Source organism: Aneurinibacillus aneurinilyticus ATCC 12856, assembly GCF_000466385.1.
Lineage (GTDB): Bacteria > Bacillota > Bacilli > Aneurinibacillales > Aneurinibacillaceae > Aneurinibacillus > Aneurinibacillus aneurinilyticus.
On sequence record NZ_KE952723.1, the window covers coordinates 19,607 to 33,928 of the forward strand.

15 protein-coding genes, 1 riboswitch and 1 other annotated feature are annotated in these 14,322 nt (G+C 44.9%); of the genes, 9 read left to right on the forward strand and 6 right to left on the reverse strand.

Going from position 1 to position 14,322, the window contains the following annotated elements; genetic code table 11:
• Positions 1–230 precede the first annotated feature (230 nt).
• From HMPREF0083_RS05890 to HMPREF0083_RS05905, 4 genes are all read left to right on the forward strand, one after another.
• The gene (locus HMPREF0083_RS05890; protein WP_148315885.1) at positions 231–944 is read left to right on the forward strand and encodes a response regulator transcription factor; all 714 of its coding nucleotides are present in this window, start codon (positions 231–233) and stop codon (positions 942–944) included.
• A complete protein-coding gene (locus HMPREF0083_RS05895) occupies positions 932–2,383 on the forward strand; it encodes a sensor histidine kinase (protein ID WP_245191317.1) in 1,452 nt (483 codons plus the stop codon). Before HMPREF0083_RS05890 ends, HMPREF0083_RS05895 begins: the two co-directional genes overlap by 13 nt.
• A 141-nt stretch (positions 2,384–2,524) precedes the next feature.
• Positions 2,525–2,935 (forward strand): MarR family winged helix-turn-helix transcriptional regulator, encoded by a 411-nt coding sequence (locus HMPREF0083_RS05900; protein WP_021620224.1) that lies wholly within the window; start codon positions 2,525–2,527, stop codon positions 2,933–2,935.
• 41 nt (positions 2,936–2,976) lie between these two features.
• Complete coding sequence (locus HMPREF0083_RS05905; RefSeq protein WP_370952929.1) at positions 2,977–3,357, forward strand: hotdog fold thioesterase; 381 nt, start codon at positions 2,977–2,979, stop codon at positions 3,355–3,357.
• A gap of 89 nt (positions 3,358–3,446) precedes the next feature.
• Here the strand turns inward: HMPREF0083_RS05905 and HMPREF0083_RS05910 are convergent, their stop codons facing one another.
• Both HMPREF0083_RS05910 and HMPREF0083_RS05915 read right to left on the reverse strand, forming a co-directional pair.
• Entirely contained in the window at positions 3,447–4,154 is a 708-nt protein-coding gene (locus tag HMPREF0083_RS05910; protein ID WP_021620226.1) for a peptidylprolyl isomerase, read from the reverse strand.
• A 24-nt stretch (positions 4,155–4,178) separates the two neighbouring features.
• Positions 4,179–4,901 (reverse strand): SDR family oxidoreductase, encoded by a 723-nt coding sequence (locus HMPREF0083_RS05915; protein WP_021620227.1) that lies wholly within the window; start codon positions 4,899–4,901, stop codon positions 4,179–4,181.
• 159 nt (positions 4,902–5,060) lie between these two features.
• Here HMPREF0083_RS05915 and HMPREF0083_RS05920 point away from each other — a divergent pair, with 159 nt between their 5' ends.
• Together HMPREF0083_RS05920 and HMPREF0083_RS05925 are read left to right on the forward strand one after the other, a co-directional pair.
• The gene (locus HMPREF0083_RS05920; protein WP_021620228.1) at positions 5,061–6,188 is read left to right on the forward strand and encodes an HAD family hydrolase; all 1,128 of its coding nucleotides are present in this window, start codon (positions 5,061–5,063) and stop codon (positions 6,186–6,188) included.
• A 128-nt stretch (positions 6,189–6,316) separates the two neighbouring features.
• The gene (locus HMPREF0083_RS05925) at positions 6,317–6,796 is read left to right on the forward strand and encodes a glutathione peroxidase (RefSeq protein ID WP_040301650.1); all 480 of its coding nucleotides are present in this window, start codon (positions 6,317–6,319) and stop codon (positions 6,794–6,796) included.
• Positions 6,797–6,859: 63 nt separating this feature from the next.
• Here HMPREF0083_RS05925 and serA read toward each other — a convergent pair whose 3' ends face one another.
• Positions 6,860–8,443, reverse strand: a complete 1,584-nt coding sequence (gene serA / locus HMPREF0083_RS05930) for a phosphoglycerate dehydrogenase (protein WP_021620230.1) — start codon at positions 8,441–8,443, stop codon at positions 6,860–6,862.
• A gap of 102 nt (positions 8,444–8,545) precedes the next feature.
• Positions 8,546–8,788, reverse strand: a binding site (T-box leader).
• 316 nt (positions 8,789–9,104) lie between these two features.
• On the opposite strand from serA, the gene HMPREF0083_RS05935 reads away from it, so the two are divergent.
• On the forward strand, positions 9,105–9,533 hold the full coding sequence (locus HMPREF0083_RS05935; protein ID WP_081696012.1) for a DUF1284 domain-containing protein: 429 nt from the start codon (positions 9,105–9,107) through the stop codon (positions 9,531–9,533).
• 73 nt (positions 9,534–9,606) lie between these two features.
• On the opposite strand, the gene HMPREF0083_RS05940 is transcribed toward HMPREF0083_RS05935, so the two are convergent.
• On the reverse strand, positions 9,607–10,104 hold the full coding sequence (locus HMPREF0083_RS05940; protein ID WP_040301653.1) for an inorganic diphosphatase: 498 nt from the start codon (positions 10,102–10,104) through the stop codon (positions 9,607–9,609).
• Between the two features lie 109 nt (positions 10,105–10,213).
• Here HMPREF0083_RS05940 and HMPREF0083_RS05945 point away from each other — a divergent pair, with 109 nt between their 5' ends.
• Positions 10,214–11,005 carry a DUF92 domain-containing protein gene (locus HMPREF0083_RS05945; protein ID WP_021620233.1) on the forward strand — a complete coding sequence of 264 codons (792 nt, stop codon included), beginning with the start codon at positions 10,214–10,216 and terminating at the stop codon, positions 11,003–11,005.
• 45 nt (positions 11,006–11,050) lie between these two features.
• Here HMPREF0083_RS05945 and HMPREF0083_RS29705 read toward each other — a convergent pair whose 3' ends face one another.
• The gene (locus HMPREF0083_RS29705) at positions 11,051–11,176 is read right to left on the reverse strand and encodes a hypothetical protein (protein WP_262360657.1); all 126 of its coding nucleotides are present in this window, start codon (positions 11,174–11,176) and stop codon (positions 11,051–11,053) included.
• A gap of 269 nt (positions 11,177–11,445) precedes the next feature.
• Positions 11,446–12,414, reverse strand: coding sequence for a magnesium transporter CorA family protein (locus tag HMPREF0083_RS05950; RefSeq protein WP_040301655.1), 969 nt, complete (start codon positions 12,412–12,414; stop codon positions 11,446–11,448).
• A gap of 129 nt (positions 12,415–12,543) precedes the next feature.
• A riboswitch (M-box (ykoK) riboswitch) is annotated at positions 12,544–12,713 on the reverse strand.
• A gap of 151 nt (positions 12,714–12,864) precedes the next feature.
• On the opposite strand from HMPREF0083_RS05950, the gene HMPREF0083_RS05955 reads away from it, so the two are divergent.
• Positions 12,865–14,298: a magnesium transporter CorA family protein gene (locus tag HMPREF0083_RS05955; RefSeq protein ID WP_021620237.1), complete on the forward strand. Its 1,434-nt coding sequence runs from the start codon at positions 12,865–12,867 to the stop codon at positions 14,296–14,298.
• The last annotated feature ends 24 nt before the right edge of the window (positions 14,299–14,322 follow it).

Sequence of the window (14,322 nt, forward strand, 5' to 3'; positions counted from 1 at the left end):
TTCCTAGAATAACCGGTACATTTGTACCGGTTATTTTAATAGTCAAAAAAAATTTCAGTCCTTCAGCCCGGACACGACTCTTTTTCTATTTACGAATGCTGTAGATAGACATTCCAGACTTGCAAAATGTGCACAAAAAATATGGTATACTAACGGATAGAGAAGAAGAAAAGGCTTGCAAAGCTGTATTCCGTATTCGGTGCGCGTACGGAATGGAGGAGGAAGATAGCGTGAACGGAACAAAGGTGCTTGTTGCTGACGATGATGTGAACGTACTAGAAATCATTCGTTTGTATTTTGCCCAGCAGCAAATCGATTTAGTAGAAGCGCATAACGGGGAAGAAGCAGTACGGCTTGCAGAGGTAGAGAAGCCGGACGCGATCATCCTTGATGTGATGATGCCAAAAATGGATGGATACGAGGCATGCCGGGAAATTCGTAAAATAATGGATACGCCTATAATTATGTTATCTGCAAAAGGGGAAGAGTTTGACCGAGTGCTTGGTCTTGAGCTTGGGGCTGATGATTATGTGACCAAGCCATTCAGTCCAAGAGAGCTTGTTGCACGAATCAAAGCAATTTTTCGTCGAATGCAGCCGCGTTCAATAGAAGAAAAGGATACGGTGCCAAGCAATGTTTTGCAATTTCAGGATCTTCACATTGATTTGCAGGGACGTCAGGTGACCGTTGCGGGAGAAAAAGTGCAGTTTCGTCCTAAAGAATTTGATTTACTTGTCTTTCTTGCCCGTTCGCAGGGCAGCGTATTTACCCGGGAGCAACTGTTAGAACAAATCTGGGGATATGACTTTTTCGGTGATATTCGCACGGTAGATGTGCATGTCAAAAAGATTCGGCAGCATTTGGCGCAGCTCTCCTATGAATGTATTCATACAGTGTGGGGTGTGGGTTATAAGTTCGAGGTGGAAGCATCGTGCTCCGCATAGTGAAAGATTGGTTCGGAATCAGTAAAAGTATTTTCCGTAAGCTCCTGCTTAGTTACATGGTGACAGTATTGCTGGGGCTTGGAGCGCTTGGCCTCTCCATGTCGGTATTGGCCAAGAATTACATATATGATGGTACGAAGGAAGAACTGCTGCGTAAAGCAAAAAAAGTAAATCTGGCTATTCAGAATTACCCTGTACAGGCAGATCAGACAGCGGCGATGCTGGCGTTTCTTGATCAGACATTCGACACCCGTATTTGGGTGTTTAATCGACAGGGCCAGATTATCTCTACCTCGACGCAGGATGAAGTGTTCATTGGTAAGTCTGTAGCACGTTCTATCGTAGAGCAGGTTATGCAGGGGAAGGACGTAGTGCAGGATTTGAAATTTGAAGGCTTGACCAAGCCGATGATGTCAGTAGTCGTGCCGTGGGGACAAAAGGATGAAGTGTTCGGCGGTATTGTATTGCATGCACCGGTAGAGGGGATTGAAGAGACGATTGGAAATATGCGGGAGATGATCGTGTGGGCAACATTGCTGGGCATTCTGCTGTGTACAGCGATGGTATCCTATCTCTCCTGGACGATTTCCCGGCCATTAAAACGCATTGATGATGTTGCGCTGCAAATTGAACGAGGCAATTACAAACAGCGTGTTATCGTAGAAACGGAAGATGAAATCGGTGACCTGGCGCGGACGATCAATCGAATGGCCAGCACGCTTGACCACATAGAAACGGAGCGAACCGGTTTTGAAAAAACCCGCCAGGACTTTTTTGCTAACGTATCTCATGAGCTGAGAACGCCGCTTACTGCGATGCAGGGATTCCTGGAAGCATTGCAGGACGGATTGGTCGTTGATGAGGCGTCGCGCCAAAAGTATTACGATGTAATGTACAAAGAGACAATGCATATGAGCCGGCTTATCAATGATTTGCTTGAACTGGTTCGTCTTGAGAAGCATGAAGTAAATCTGGTAAAGCGGCCGATCGATATGGATTCGTTTTTGCGTCGCATCGTCTTCATGTTTAAAGAAGAAGCGTCCAAGCGGAATTTGAATTTGCATCTGGATGTGGCAGATCCGCTGCCTGCAATTATTGCTGATCCTCACCGTATCGAGCAGATTTTTATCAATCTGGTGAACAATGCATTGAAGTTCACTGAGCAAGGAGCTGTTACCTTACGGGCGCGGGAGAAATCCGGTGGTATAGAGGTATGCGTAGAGGATACAGGCGTTGGGATTTCCGAGCATGATGTAGAGCTTATTTGGGAACGGTTTTTCAAGGTTGATCGGGTCCGTTCCCGCAAAGAAATGGGCACAGGTCTCGGCCTGGCGATTGTTAAAGAACTGGTAATGCTACATCATGGAACGATTGCCGTGGAAAGTAAAGTAGGTGAAGGCACAAAATTTACAGTATGGTTGCCAGGTGAGACAGAGTAATAATAATCGACAGGGTCTTTCGTTTCGGAAAAAGTATCCGTACACGATAGACCCATTATTTGTTTTTACGCAAGTTAGTTGTATACAAGATACTTTTTTTGTGTTAAGTTCAGAATAGAATGAAAAAGGAGGCCTGAGGAGGTGCTTGAAGATTGTGTTGTATTTTTAGTCGGCAAAGCCCATCAACGTGTCTATCAAATAAGTAAGGCTGCGTTGCTGCGACATGGTGTGACGCCGGTACAGTACGCTTTATTACACCTGTTGTGGGAGAAGGACGGGCAACACGGAGTGGAGCTGGGTGAGCGGATGCGGCTGGATTCGGCGACGATAACCGGTCTGTTGGACCGGCTTACCCATAGTGAATTAGTAGAAAGGCGCCCCGATCCGAAAGATCGGCGGATGAACCGTATCCATATTACCGAAAAGGGACGTACATTGGAGAAAAAGCTTAAAAAAGAGATGGAAGACATTAACCGTACGATTCTAGCCAATTTTACACAGGAAGAGGCTGACGTATTGAAAAATATGTTAAGCCGTCTTGGTTTGCAATAAAGGAAATCAACGAAGGAGGGAATGAAATGCGGATGAAGGATATGAAAGATACGATTATGGGACCATTAGGAATTGAGCTAGGGGAGATGACACCGGAGCGGGTAACAGCAACGATGCCGGTGAATTCAAATACACACCAGCCGTTCGGGCGGCTGCACGGAGGCGCTTCCGTCGTGTTAGCTGAGACAGTGGCCAGCATGGGAACATGGAATCTTATCGACCAGGAGAATGAGATGGCGGTTGGACTTGAGATTAATGCTAACCATATCCGGGGCAAACAGGACGGCATCGTAACCGCCATTGCTACGCCGCTACACAAAGGCCGAACTACGATGGTATGGGATATTAAAATTGTGGATGAGGATGAGAAGCTCATTTGCGTATCGCGCTGCACGGTTGCGATTATAAAGCAGAAGCAGTAAAAGGAGATCTGACGTTGGAAAAGAATCTAGCCTCTTTTTTCGATTAGAACGCATAGTGTTTCCAACGTCTATCCCCAATGTTTTTCTAATTATTTTTCCTCAATTGTGATTGTTTTGATAAACACATCTTCTTCTGGGAAGCTAGGTTCCCCTGACATACTTGGGCTAACAGGTATACTAGAGATTTTATCTATAGTATCCATTCCGTCCACTATTTTTCCGAAGGTTGTGTAATTAGGCGCTTTCTTATTTAGATAATCAACAGAAGGACTTTTTCCATTGACAATAAAAAATTGGCTTCCATTCGTATTTGGACCTGAGTTTGCCATGGCTATAATTCCTTTTTCATACGTATGTCTCTTTGCCAATTCATCTTCGAATCTGTATCCGGGACTTCCTGAGCCGATTTGTGGGTTATCTTTTAATGCCTGTACGCTGCCTTTAGCAAGCGGATCTCCCGTTTGAATCATAAAATCTTTGATAATCCGATGAAAGACGATCCCATCATAAAATTTCTCCCGTGAAAGGAATACGAAGTTGTTGACGGTCTTCGGTGCGTCCTTTGCAAACAGTTCAATAGAGAATTTTCCTTTATTCGTTTCTACATGAGCAATATATGTTTTATTCTCATCAATCTGCATAGCAGGTGGCTTGTCCCATTGCTTGAAGGATTGCTGTGCCTCTTTTGTGGCAGGCGGATTTTGCTGTGCTCCTCCCTTATCAGATGAGCAAGCGGTTGTCGTTCCTATAATCGCCGCAAGGGCAAGTGTTGTTAGTAGAATACCTTTTTTCTTCATATCGTTCCTCTAACTTTCCTTAAGTTATTTTTGCAGTTGCCGTGGTACGACCGGGCGCATAATCAGCTGGTTCATAATGATATGTTCCGGGGCTGCTGCCATCTGATAAGCCATATATGCTACTTCTTCCGGACGCAGTGCATAATCTTTCGGATCATTTTGTCCGAAATGCGTCTGCACTGAACCAGGGCAGATAACGGATACTTTGACATTGTGGGGTTTTAGCTCCTGCGTTAACACATCGGTGAATGCCATCAGGCCGAATTTGGATGCGCAGTAGCCGCTACCGCCCGGAAACGCGACGGTCCCTGCAACACTTGAAATATTGATAATATGGCCACTTTGCCGTTTTATCATGTGTGGTGCAGTATATTTTGTACAGAGGAATACACCCTTTAGGTTGACATCCATCATCTCGTCCCATTGAGCTTCCGTGAGTTCGTGAATGGCCCCGAAATGGCCAAGACCGGCATTGTTGATAAGCACATCGATGTGCTCTTTCTTACGTACGATTTGTCCGATAAGTTCCTCAATGGCCCCTGCGTTCGTAACATCACATGGAGCAGGGATAATCCGGCCTTTTTTGTTACCTGCTTCGTTCGCCAGTTCCTTGAGCAGTTCGGCACTTCGAGCAATAGCATAGACGGTAGCGCCCTTTTCCGCAAACAGGGTACTCATGGCCCGACCGATTCCTTTGCTCGCGCCCGTAATGAGTGCAACCTTGTTATGTAAGGATTGCAATTCCATTTCTTTCGCCTCCTTTCTCTTTATTTTACCATACTTTTTGAATGACGAAATTTACGGAAAAAGGCGATTATTTTATCTAAAGTATGATAAAATGTTCGTGTTAAGTCCGATTATTATTCAATCACAGATTATACGAGTTGGAGGAGCTGGAGAAGAGAAATGTTTCGTACGATTTTATTTGATGTGGACGGGGTTTTACTAAGTGAGGAGCGTTATTTCGATGCTTCGGCACTAACTGTGTGGGAGATGCTGTACAGTCCGAAGTATGTAGGCATTGGCGGCGATACATTTGATCCGGCGCCACAAGAAGATACAATCCGTCGTGTGCGTGCTGAAGTGTTCGCTGATGATAGCATGCTGGATTTTGTTAAGACGCGGGGAATTAACGCTAACTGGGATATGGTATATCTAGCATTCTCCTATCAACTGGTGTGCCTGTTGGCTAAATTGTACAAGACGAAGCCAGAAGAGGTTCGCACGATTCTTACGTCACAAATTCACCGTGAAGCGATTGCACAAGTAAAACAATTAGCACAAGGTGCGGATTTTACGGTTGATTACGCCGCATTCGTAGCCGACTTCGAGAAAAGCACAGCAGAGAAGCAAGCATTGCTCGTATATTTGAACGAGATTGTACGGAAGAAAACTGGAATTGAGACGGATATCTTCTCACGCAACAGTAAACTGTGGGATTTGTGCCAGGAGACATTCCAGGAATGGTATCTCGGCGACCGCCTGGCAGCTGATTCGATTGGCCGCTCCGTATATCAGGAAGGAAAGAAAGGGTTTCTTGATGATGAAATCCCGATTGTGGAGCCAGCGAAAATGGCAGAGGTATTGGCTGAACTGAAGAGTCGTGGCTATGACCTCGGCATCGGTACAGGCCGTCCGCGTATCGAAACGATAGAACCACTAAAAGCAATGGGCTTGCTGCAATATTTTAATCCGAATCGCATCGTAACAGCGAGTGATGTGTTGGATGCAGAAAGGCGTTATCCAGAGCGTGCGCCGCTCGCCAAACCACAGCCGTACTGTTACATTAAAGGAATGCTTGGCATGGATTGCCACGACGATGAATGCTTTAGTCTGGATTTACCGATTAAGAACGGCGAAGAAATTCTTGTAGTAGGAGATTCAGTGGCCGACTACATGGCGGCTCGCAGCATTGGCTGCAAATTTGCCGCTACGCTGACTGGTCTGACTGGACAAGAAGCGCGCGCCAAGTTTGAAGAATTGCAGGCTGATTATATTCTTGATGATATGACATATCTTCTGACTATTCTGTAAAGGTAGAGAGGGCGCGCAGGCGATAAAAGTCTGCGCGTTTTTTCTTGAAATGGGGGCAGGAGTAGAAGGAAAGGCATATGTCAGGGGAAAGTAGGCCGTATAGAAGAAAGTATGAAAGGAGAATGAACATGAGCGTATATGTATATGAAGCGAAAACCATTCGTGGGGAAGACAAGAAGCTGTCGGATTATAAGGGGCGTGTGTTGTTGATCGTGAACACAGCCAGCAAATGCGGTTTTACGCCACAGTATAAAGACTTGCAGGAGCTATATGAAAAATACCATGCCCGGGGACTGGAAGTATTGGGGTTTCCAAGTAATCAATTCATGGGGCAGGAACCAGGAACAAATGAGGAAGTTGAGCAATTTTGCGAGGTAAATTACGGTGTTACGTTTCCACTGTTTGCAAAAATCGATGTTAAAGGTTCGAATGCTCATCCGTTGTTTCAATATTTAACAAAACATGCGCCAGGATTTCTTTCCAAAGAAGTGAAATGGAACTTCACGAAGTTTCTAGTAAACAAAAAGGGGGATGTTGTAAAGCGATATGCCCCCACCACCAATCCGAAAAGCATGGCAGAAGACGTTGAACGCCTGTTAGCAGAATAATCATACGATAAACTAAATCCCCCTTTCTTCACATAAGAGGAAAGGGGGATAAACGATTAAATTCTACAGTTCGATTTGTGTTACACTTTTGATTTCGTTTAGTTCACCCAATGTATCGAGCACATCAGGACTCACTTCTTTATCCACGGTTAGAAGCATAATTGCCTGTCCACCGATATCACGGCGACCTACTTGCATCGTTGCGATGTTTACATCGTTATTGCCAAGGAGAGTGCCTACGCGGCCGATGGCGCCAGGACGGTCATTATGGTGTACAAGCAGCAGGTTGCCCTGTGGTACAAGATCGATGGAATAGCCGTCGATTTTGACAATGCGTGGGCCATAGCCGTTCAATAGCGTACCGGCGACTGTTCTTTCTTCCTGGTTTGTTTTTAGTGTAACGGTAACAAGGTTACTGAATCCGCCGCCGTACGTAGACTTCTGCTCTGTGACATGAATATCGCGATTTTTCGCCAGAGATGGAGCGTTGACATAGTTAGCCGCTGCACCAAGATGATAGGCAAGGATACCTTTCAACGTCGTACGGGTCAATGCTGCCGTGTCGAAATCATTCAATTCACCGGAATAAGTTACGATGACTTCTTTTAGGCCGCCTACCGCGATTTGTGCGATGAAGGAGCCAAGTTTTTCGTTCAGTTCGAAGTATGGTTTCACTTTTTCCAGAACAGTAGCCGGGATAGACGGCAGGTTGACCGCATTTTTGAACGGTTCATCGTGCAGGATATGCAGGATTTCTTCAGATACGTCAATTGCTACGTTTTCCTGTGCCTCTACAGTAGAAGCGCCCAGGTGAGGTGTCGCGATGACCTGCGGCAACTTCAACAATGGATTGTCCAGCGGCGGCTCCTCCTCAAAAACATCAAGTGCGGCGCCCGCTACTTTTCCGCTTATGATCGCTTCGTACAACGCCTTTTCATTAATAATGCCGCCGCGTGCACAGTTTACGATGCGTACACCATCCTTCATTTTTTCAAATTCTTTTGTGTTAATAATGTATTTCGTATCTTTTGTAAGCGGCGTATGCACAGTAATGAAGTCTGCCTGTTTTACGACATCTTCGAGTGTACCGAATTTTACGCCCAGTTTATCAGCGCGCTCTTGGGTCAAGAATGGATCGAATGCGACAACTGTCATATTGAACGCTTTTGCACGTTTGGCAACCTCGGCGCCGATACGTCCTAGGCCAACAATACCGAGTACTTTATTATTTAATTCTACGCCTGTGAATGATTTGCGGTCCCATTCGCCATCCATGAGTTTCTTGTATGCTGGCGGAATGCGACGGGCAAGTCCCATAATCATTGCAAAAGAATGTTCAGCGGTAGAAATTGTATTTCCGTCTGGAGCATTAATAACAACAACACCTGCATTAGTCGCAGCAGCCAGGTCGATATTGTCCACACCAACACCTGCACGACCGATCGCTTTTAACTTTTTGCCAGCCTCGATAATGGCGGGCGTTACTTTTGTCTGGCTGCGTACGAGTAATGCATCGTACTCTCCAATAATGCTAATCAATTCTGCTTCAGAAAGCCCTGTTTTGCGGTCTACTTGCACATCTTCTGCGTCCAATAGTTTCTGAATTCCGAATTCGCTCAATGGGTCGCTAACTAATACTTTAAACATGTAATCTACACCTCCGCGGCGCTAGGCGCCTTTTCCCCTGAAATATATTTTTTGGTAATAAAAAAGCCCTTCGTCGTGCTCACTGCATTCTTGTATCTTGCAGTGAGGGACGAAAGGCTTGATTTCGCGGTACCACCCTCATTCGCCGCTATCTCGCAACAACGGCCTCTACCGGTCCTAATCAAGAGGACCGTTGCCCGTAACGGGGCTTCCGTTCAGGCCTACTTCTTCCGGTTCAGCCTGACAGCTCTGGAGCGCTCAAAAAGCAGGGGATTCACCGGTTCACAGCAACCACCGGCTCTCTGGGGAATCGCGTCTGCAATCTCTCTCCGTCTTCGCTAGTATGAATATTGTTTGTTGTCTGAGATTAATTTACCATGTTAAAACAAAGGAGTCAAGTGTTTTATGGTTAAAAACTTAACATTTTTTATTTTTCTTTTGTTAATGTTCGGTTTTAGCTCGAATCTTTATTTTTAATTCTACCAAGTTGCCGCACAGATGTAAAGCTGTTTTACGTAACTGGTTCGTTAAAAAATTATGAAAGTATAGATTTTGATGCTGAGTAAATCGTGTAAACTCGTGCGAAATTAAGAGCTGCATGATAAAGTAATAGGATATCATGAATTATATATAACGCAGGGGGAGGGCATACAGAGTGGAGATTAGAAAACTGCGCGGCCATCATTTGCTGTGCGTGCATGGCTTTCAAGGCATGGGATATAGCCCTTCATTTGTGGAAAAAATGAGTGAAATTGTCCAGCAAATCCGGGATCCAGAGAGTGATATTTGGCTAGAAATAACGATTGGCTTTGATGAAGCGTGCAGTGCTTGTCCGCATCGAGGCGAGATGAAGTGTGAAGCTGATGAGGATTCGGATACACATGTGAAACAAATGGATGCAAGGGTCATCTACCATCTTGATCTGGAATCTGATGCGACGTACCGTAAAAAATGGCTTGTCCGTCGCACGGCCAGTATGGTGAGACCAGATGACTTAGATGAGCTGTGTGCCGGTTGCTCATGGCTTTCCTATGGAGTATGCAAAGAAGGTATTCGCAAACTGAGGGCGGCACACGGCATTTCAGAATAGACAGAAAAGACGGATAAGAAGGAAAACCTCCCGTTTTGGGAGGCTTTCCGTATGTACGGCTATGCGGCCTGAATTACTTGGTTTCCGCGTAGCGTTGGATGCATTCTTCGATAAGCTGGGCCGCTTTTTCTGCGCCTTCCCAACCTTCGATTTTTGTTTCTTTGTTCTCAAGATCTTTATAGCGTTCAAAGAAGTACGAAATTTCTTTCGTGATGTGTGCAGGGATATCGTCTAAGGATTTTACGTCATTCCAGCGTGGATCATCAACTGGCACGCCCAGTAATTTCTCGTCCTGACCTTTGTCGTCGGACATAACGAGAACTCCGATAATGCGGGTGGAAATGACGCAGCCCGGAAAGGTTGGGAATGTAGTCAACACGAGCGCATCCAACGGATCTCCATCAAGTGCGAGCGTGTTTTCCAAATAACCATACTCAGTTGGATAATGCATAGGAGCGAAAAGTACACGGTCCAGTCGGAATACACCTGCTTCTTTGTCGAATTCATATTTATTCTGGCTTCCAGCCGGAATTTCTACGAATACGTCAACTACTTTGTTTTCAAAAGCCATGAAGATTCCTCCTTTATTTTCTATTGTTGGGTTGTCCACCAGGGGATACTGATTCATTATAGCAAGTTCCATTTCATAAGAAAAGAATATCGTAAGGAGAAGACAGGAGATGGATTTTCTAATCGGATGTATTTGCAGCTTGTTCATCGTGGGAGCAGCCTATGCGAAACGGTCGCTTTCGGTCAGTGGAGCAGTCGCTGCAGCGTTGCTTGGCACGCTAATATATGCGCTTGGCGATATACGATGGTACGGCCTTTTACTTGCATTTTTCATTTCATCAAGCTTGTTATCGCATCGAAAGAAAGAGGCAAAAAAAGGCGTAGAAGATTTATTTGCGAAGACTGGAACGCGTGATTGGCTGCAAGTAGTAGCGAACGGTGGCCTTGGGCTTGTGGCGGTGGCCGGTGCCTTTTTTCTAGGTGGGGCATACGGATGGTATATGTTCTACATCGGTGTGATAGCTGCTGTTACAAGCGATACATGGGCTACCGAAATCGGCGTGCTGTCCAGAGGAAAACCACGCCATGTGCTTACGGGGCGTAGGGTTGAACCTGGCATATCGGGCGGTGTAAGCAGTCTGGGGCTTTTAGCTTCGCTTGCAGGGGGCCTTTTTATTGGGAGCTTGGCAACACTTTTGGTGTGGCTGATACAGAAGGAGTGGATATTTTCATATATTGCCGCCGGAGCCTGTGGCGGTATGGCGGGAAGTTTGGCGGATAGTGCAATTGGTGCAGTCTGGCAGCGGATGTATTACTGTGAAGTATGTGGGAAGGAGACGGAGCGTACAGAGCATTGCAGTCAGCCGACCCGTGTCATAAAAGGGTATGCATGGTGTACAAATGATATGGTGAACATACTGTCATCACTTGTGGGCGGAGCGATCGCCGTTTGGTGGAGTTGAAAATGGAATAGAACATAAAAAGGAGCGATTGCATGTCGCTCCTTTTTATGTTTTCATTGGCCGTACTGACGTCTTTTTCATTTGATCGCGCTCTTCTTGTGATAAAACACCCATCATGTACAGCAATTCCGTTACTTTTTCAATACGTCCGGTTCTCCGTGGCTTTCGCATACACATGCCTCCCGGCTGATAGATTGTCATAATTTTATTATACACAATAGTTTTGTGTACGTGCAACATTTGACTATGAAAATTGCCCTATTTAATTGATGATTCAGGTAATTTCATACTTGTTGATTATCCATATAAAAATCCAGGCTAACGCCTGTGCGCTTTGCCTGGATTTCTTCAAAAAATGTTCTATATAGACTCTCTCGCGATTCCTCTAATACGAGAACGATAGCCATGAGGGAGATTGGTTTGTTTTTGCGTGCTAATTTTTACATGAATTTCTTGCGTAAGAACCACCACATCCACCAGGATAGCGAAGCTAACAGAAGCAGGATAGCGACGGTCATATAAGGTGAATCCTGGAAGGGAAGGGGTACGTTCATGCCAAAAAATCCGGTCAAGAAAGTCAACGGTAGCATAATTGTTGAAATGGCTGTCAGGATGTTTAGATTCTCTGTTGTTTTTGCGCTGACGATGGAATAATACGTTTCAAGTGCGCTGTTTACCAGATCTTTAAACGTCTCTGTCGAGTCGGCGATTCGCTCAAGGTGATCTTTCAAATCGATATAGAACGGTACGTTATCTTCCTGAATCGGGAACTGCCAGTGCCCATTGGTGGTGGCAAATACCCGCTTCTGTGGCAGGATAACGCGCCGTATGAGAATCAGGGTCCGCTTTAGAGCAAGAAACTCTTCGGTTACCAGTTCCATATCATGTTCGTACATTTCGTCCTCGACTTCATCAATCCGGATACTGATACGATCGAGAATCGGGAAGTACTCATCCGTAATCCCGTCAATAATTGAATACAGCAGATAATCCGCTCCACGATTCATGTACTCCTTGCTTTTTAGGCAAGCGGCGGCAATTCGTCCAATTGTCGGCATCGGACGCTTATGAATCGTTACAACGTAATTCGGACCCATAAATACGTTCAATTCAATTGTTGTAATCTCATTATCGCTTTCCTCATGGTAGCGCAGTGCATGGAATACGAAGAAATGATAATCTTCATAGTCGTCAACTTTTGCCCGTGGGCTGTGCTGTAGGCAGTCTTCGATAGCCAGCGGGTGAAAGTTGAACAATTTGGCCACATAATGCAGTTCCTGATTGCTTGTATTAAACAAATCAATCCAGAGCAAGTCTTCACTGGAATGAAGAAACTCGTCGATTTTATTTAAGTCCACATCGTGGAGCATTTCCTGGCTGGAATGGTTGTAGAAATATGTCTTAATCAAGGCGATCCCTCCCCCTTTCCATTCTCATAAAAAAAGTCCCTCCTGTACGTAGTATACCCAGAAGAGACTTTGGTTCTAAGCTGCAAACACAAAGCAGGAACGCATACGAAAGAAAAATTCGTACGATCCTTTCATTCTCCCTGGTTGAGCTTTGGCACAGAGCAACGTAGAGTTCCGGGAACTCAGCCACCTTAAGTAGAGCCTTAATCCGGCAATACCTGTTCTACCCATTGGCGTCTTTCGACGTTTCCGGGCAGTGGCCTGTGTTTGAACTGGAGCCTCGCCTAACGAGAATGGTTATGAATATTTTCAACACACTCTAGGATATAAGCAATCAGGGAAGTTGTCAAATGTCTTTTTCCGGTTTTATAGACTCGGTTTCATGGAGTTGAGTTTGGTGGTAATACTGATTATTGAGCTATGTTTTGTAGAACATGTCGGAGGAAAGCTATGGACAAACCACAAGTTCAAGAAAAAAAGATAGATGCGGCGCTCTGCCAATTCTTGTTTCCTTTTTCTATCAGGGAAGGCTGTCAGCTTTCCCTGCAAAAAGAACTCAAAGAAAGCGGATTCGACTATTTTCATTTGGACCAAGAAGAGCAAGAGGGGAAATATTACGGTTCGTCGCATCGTGTTTCCCATCGAGGTCTGGAGCGCTATTATTTGCCGTTTGCCAGTAGCATTTTGTTTCCACACTCTGAAGAGGAGATAGGGTTTCAGCGTTATTCCTTGAGGGTGGAGATGGATGCCAAAGTGCGCTTTAATGAAATCGAACTAGGTTTTATACTTCATTCAGTTGACATTACATTGTGTCCATTTAATCTCGGGTTCGTTACGCTGTGCATCGAACTTGCCAAAGAAGAGCTTACATATACGCAGGCACTGGAGTTTATTAAGCAGTTTAGACAATTGGAGAATGTACTTAAGAGGAAAGATTATCCGGTTGTTTGCTGTCGGGGAGCGGAGTATCAGGAAGTGGAAAGCTTTCTTTTCATGGAAGTAGTTCCTGCCATTAAGCCGTACCTTGATTTCGTCAATTCGGATAAAGCCTATTTCGAAACATTGTCATTTTTCGTGGATGAGCGAATGTATGCCCAGGCGTTTTTTATGGTTGCGGAAGGAGAGGAATTGAGCGTGGTAGATGTGTACCGGGCCGGACAATTAAATGGGATGGACGCGGAAGGGAGGCCATACGTGAGTGCGCACAATATGCAATATATCAAGGAATATTGCCGCACGCATGTATATAGTCGCTGGGCACCATATACGTACTTTGTCGTTGATGATGATGCGTTCATTTGCTTGACGAAAGAAACGCAGGAGAGGGCAGATAAGTTAGCCGACCAGATGTATGGCGAATATTATTACAGTTTGCTTCTGAATTTTTTTCATAAAATCGTGTTGTTAAAACTTTCGGTGCAATACCCGGCAGTACAAGTCGACAAGGATAATAAGGATATCGGAGAATTAATTCGTTCCATTACTGAGTTCGATGCGAAATACTTTTTTGTGGAAACGGTATCCCAAACGCAAGGCAAGGAGCTTTTTGGTTTGCTTCGTATCGTATTCCGGAATAACGATTTATATGAAGATGTTAAGAGTACACTAGGCAGGTTATTTCAATACCAAGAAAAGTTCACTTCAAGAAGAAATAATCATTTATTAATGATCCTTACGATTTACACTGTCATCGGCGGAATTTACGGGATGAACCAGGTTATTGATGATCTGAAAGGGAATATAGATTGGGGCAAGATGCTCAAATATTCTTTCTTCGAATATATTGCGCTATTTGTTACATTTAGCGGGCTAATAGTCGCTGCGGTAATGGGCGTTATTGCGCTGGTGAGATGGATACAGGAACTTGTTCGTACCTGGAAATGAAGATGAAAATCTATCAGAAAAAGC

Excerpts from the sequence above, each read along its gene's own strand:
- HMPREF0083_RS05925 (WP_040301650.1), top strand. The coding sequence starts at position 6,317 with ATGAGCGTATATGTATATGAAGCGAAAACCATTCGTGGGGAAGACAAG.
- HMPREF0083_RS05920 (WP_021620228.1), top strand. The coding sequence starts at position 5,061 with ATGTTTCGTACGATTTTATTTGATGTGGACGGGGTTTTACTAAGTGAG.
- HMPREF0083_RS29705 (WP_262360657.1), bottom strand. The coding sequence starts at position 11,176 with ATGCGAAAGCCACGGAGAACCGGACGTATTGAAAAAGTAACGGAATTG.
- HMPREF0083_RS05955 (WP_021620237.1), top strand. The coding sequence starts at position 12,865 with ATGGACAAACCACAAGTTCAAGAAAAAAAGATAGATGCGGCGCTCTGC.
- HMPREF0083_RS05905 (WP_370952929.1), top strand. The coding sequence starts at position 2,977 with ATGAAAGATACGATTATGGGACCATTAGGAATTGAGCTAGGGGAGATG.
- serA (WP_021620230.1), bottom strand. The coding sequence starts at position 8,443 with ATGTTTAAAGTATTAGTTAGCGACCCATTGAGCGAATTCGGAATTCAG.
- HMPREF0083_RS05940 (WP_040301653.1), bottom strand. The coding sequence starts at position 10,104 with ATGGCTTTTGAAAACAAAGTAGTTGACGTATTCGTAGAAATTCCGGCT.
- HMPREF0083_RS05915 (WP_021620227.1), bottom strand. The coding sequence starts at position 4,901 with ATGGAATTGCAATCCTTACATAACAAGGTTGCACTCATTACGGGCGCG.
- HMPREF0083_RS05910 (WP_021620226.1), bottom strand. The coding sequence starts at position 4,154 with ATGAAGAAAAAAGGTATTCTACTAACAACACTTGCCCTTGCGGCGATT.
- HMPREF0083_RS05945 (WP_021620233.1), top strand. The coding sequence starts at position 10,214 with ATGGATTTTCTAATCGGATGTATTTGCAGCTTGTTCATCGTGGGAGCA.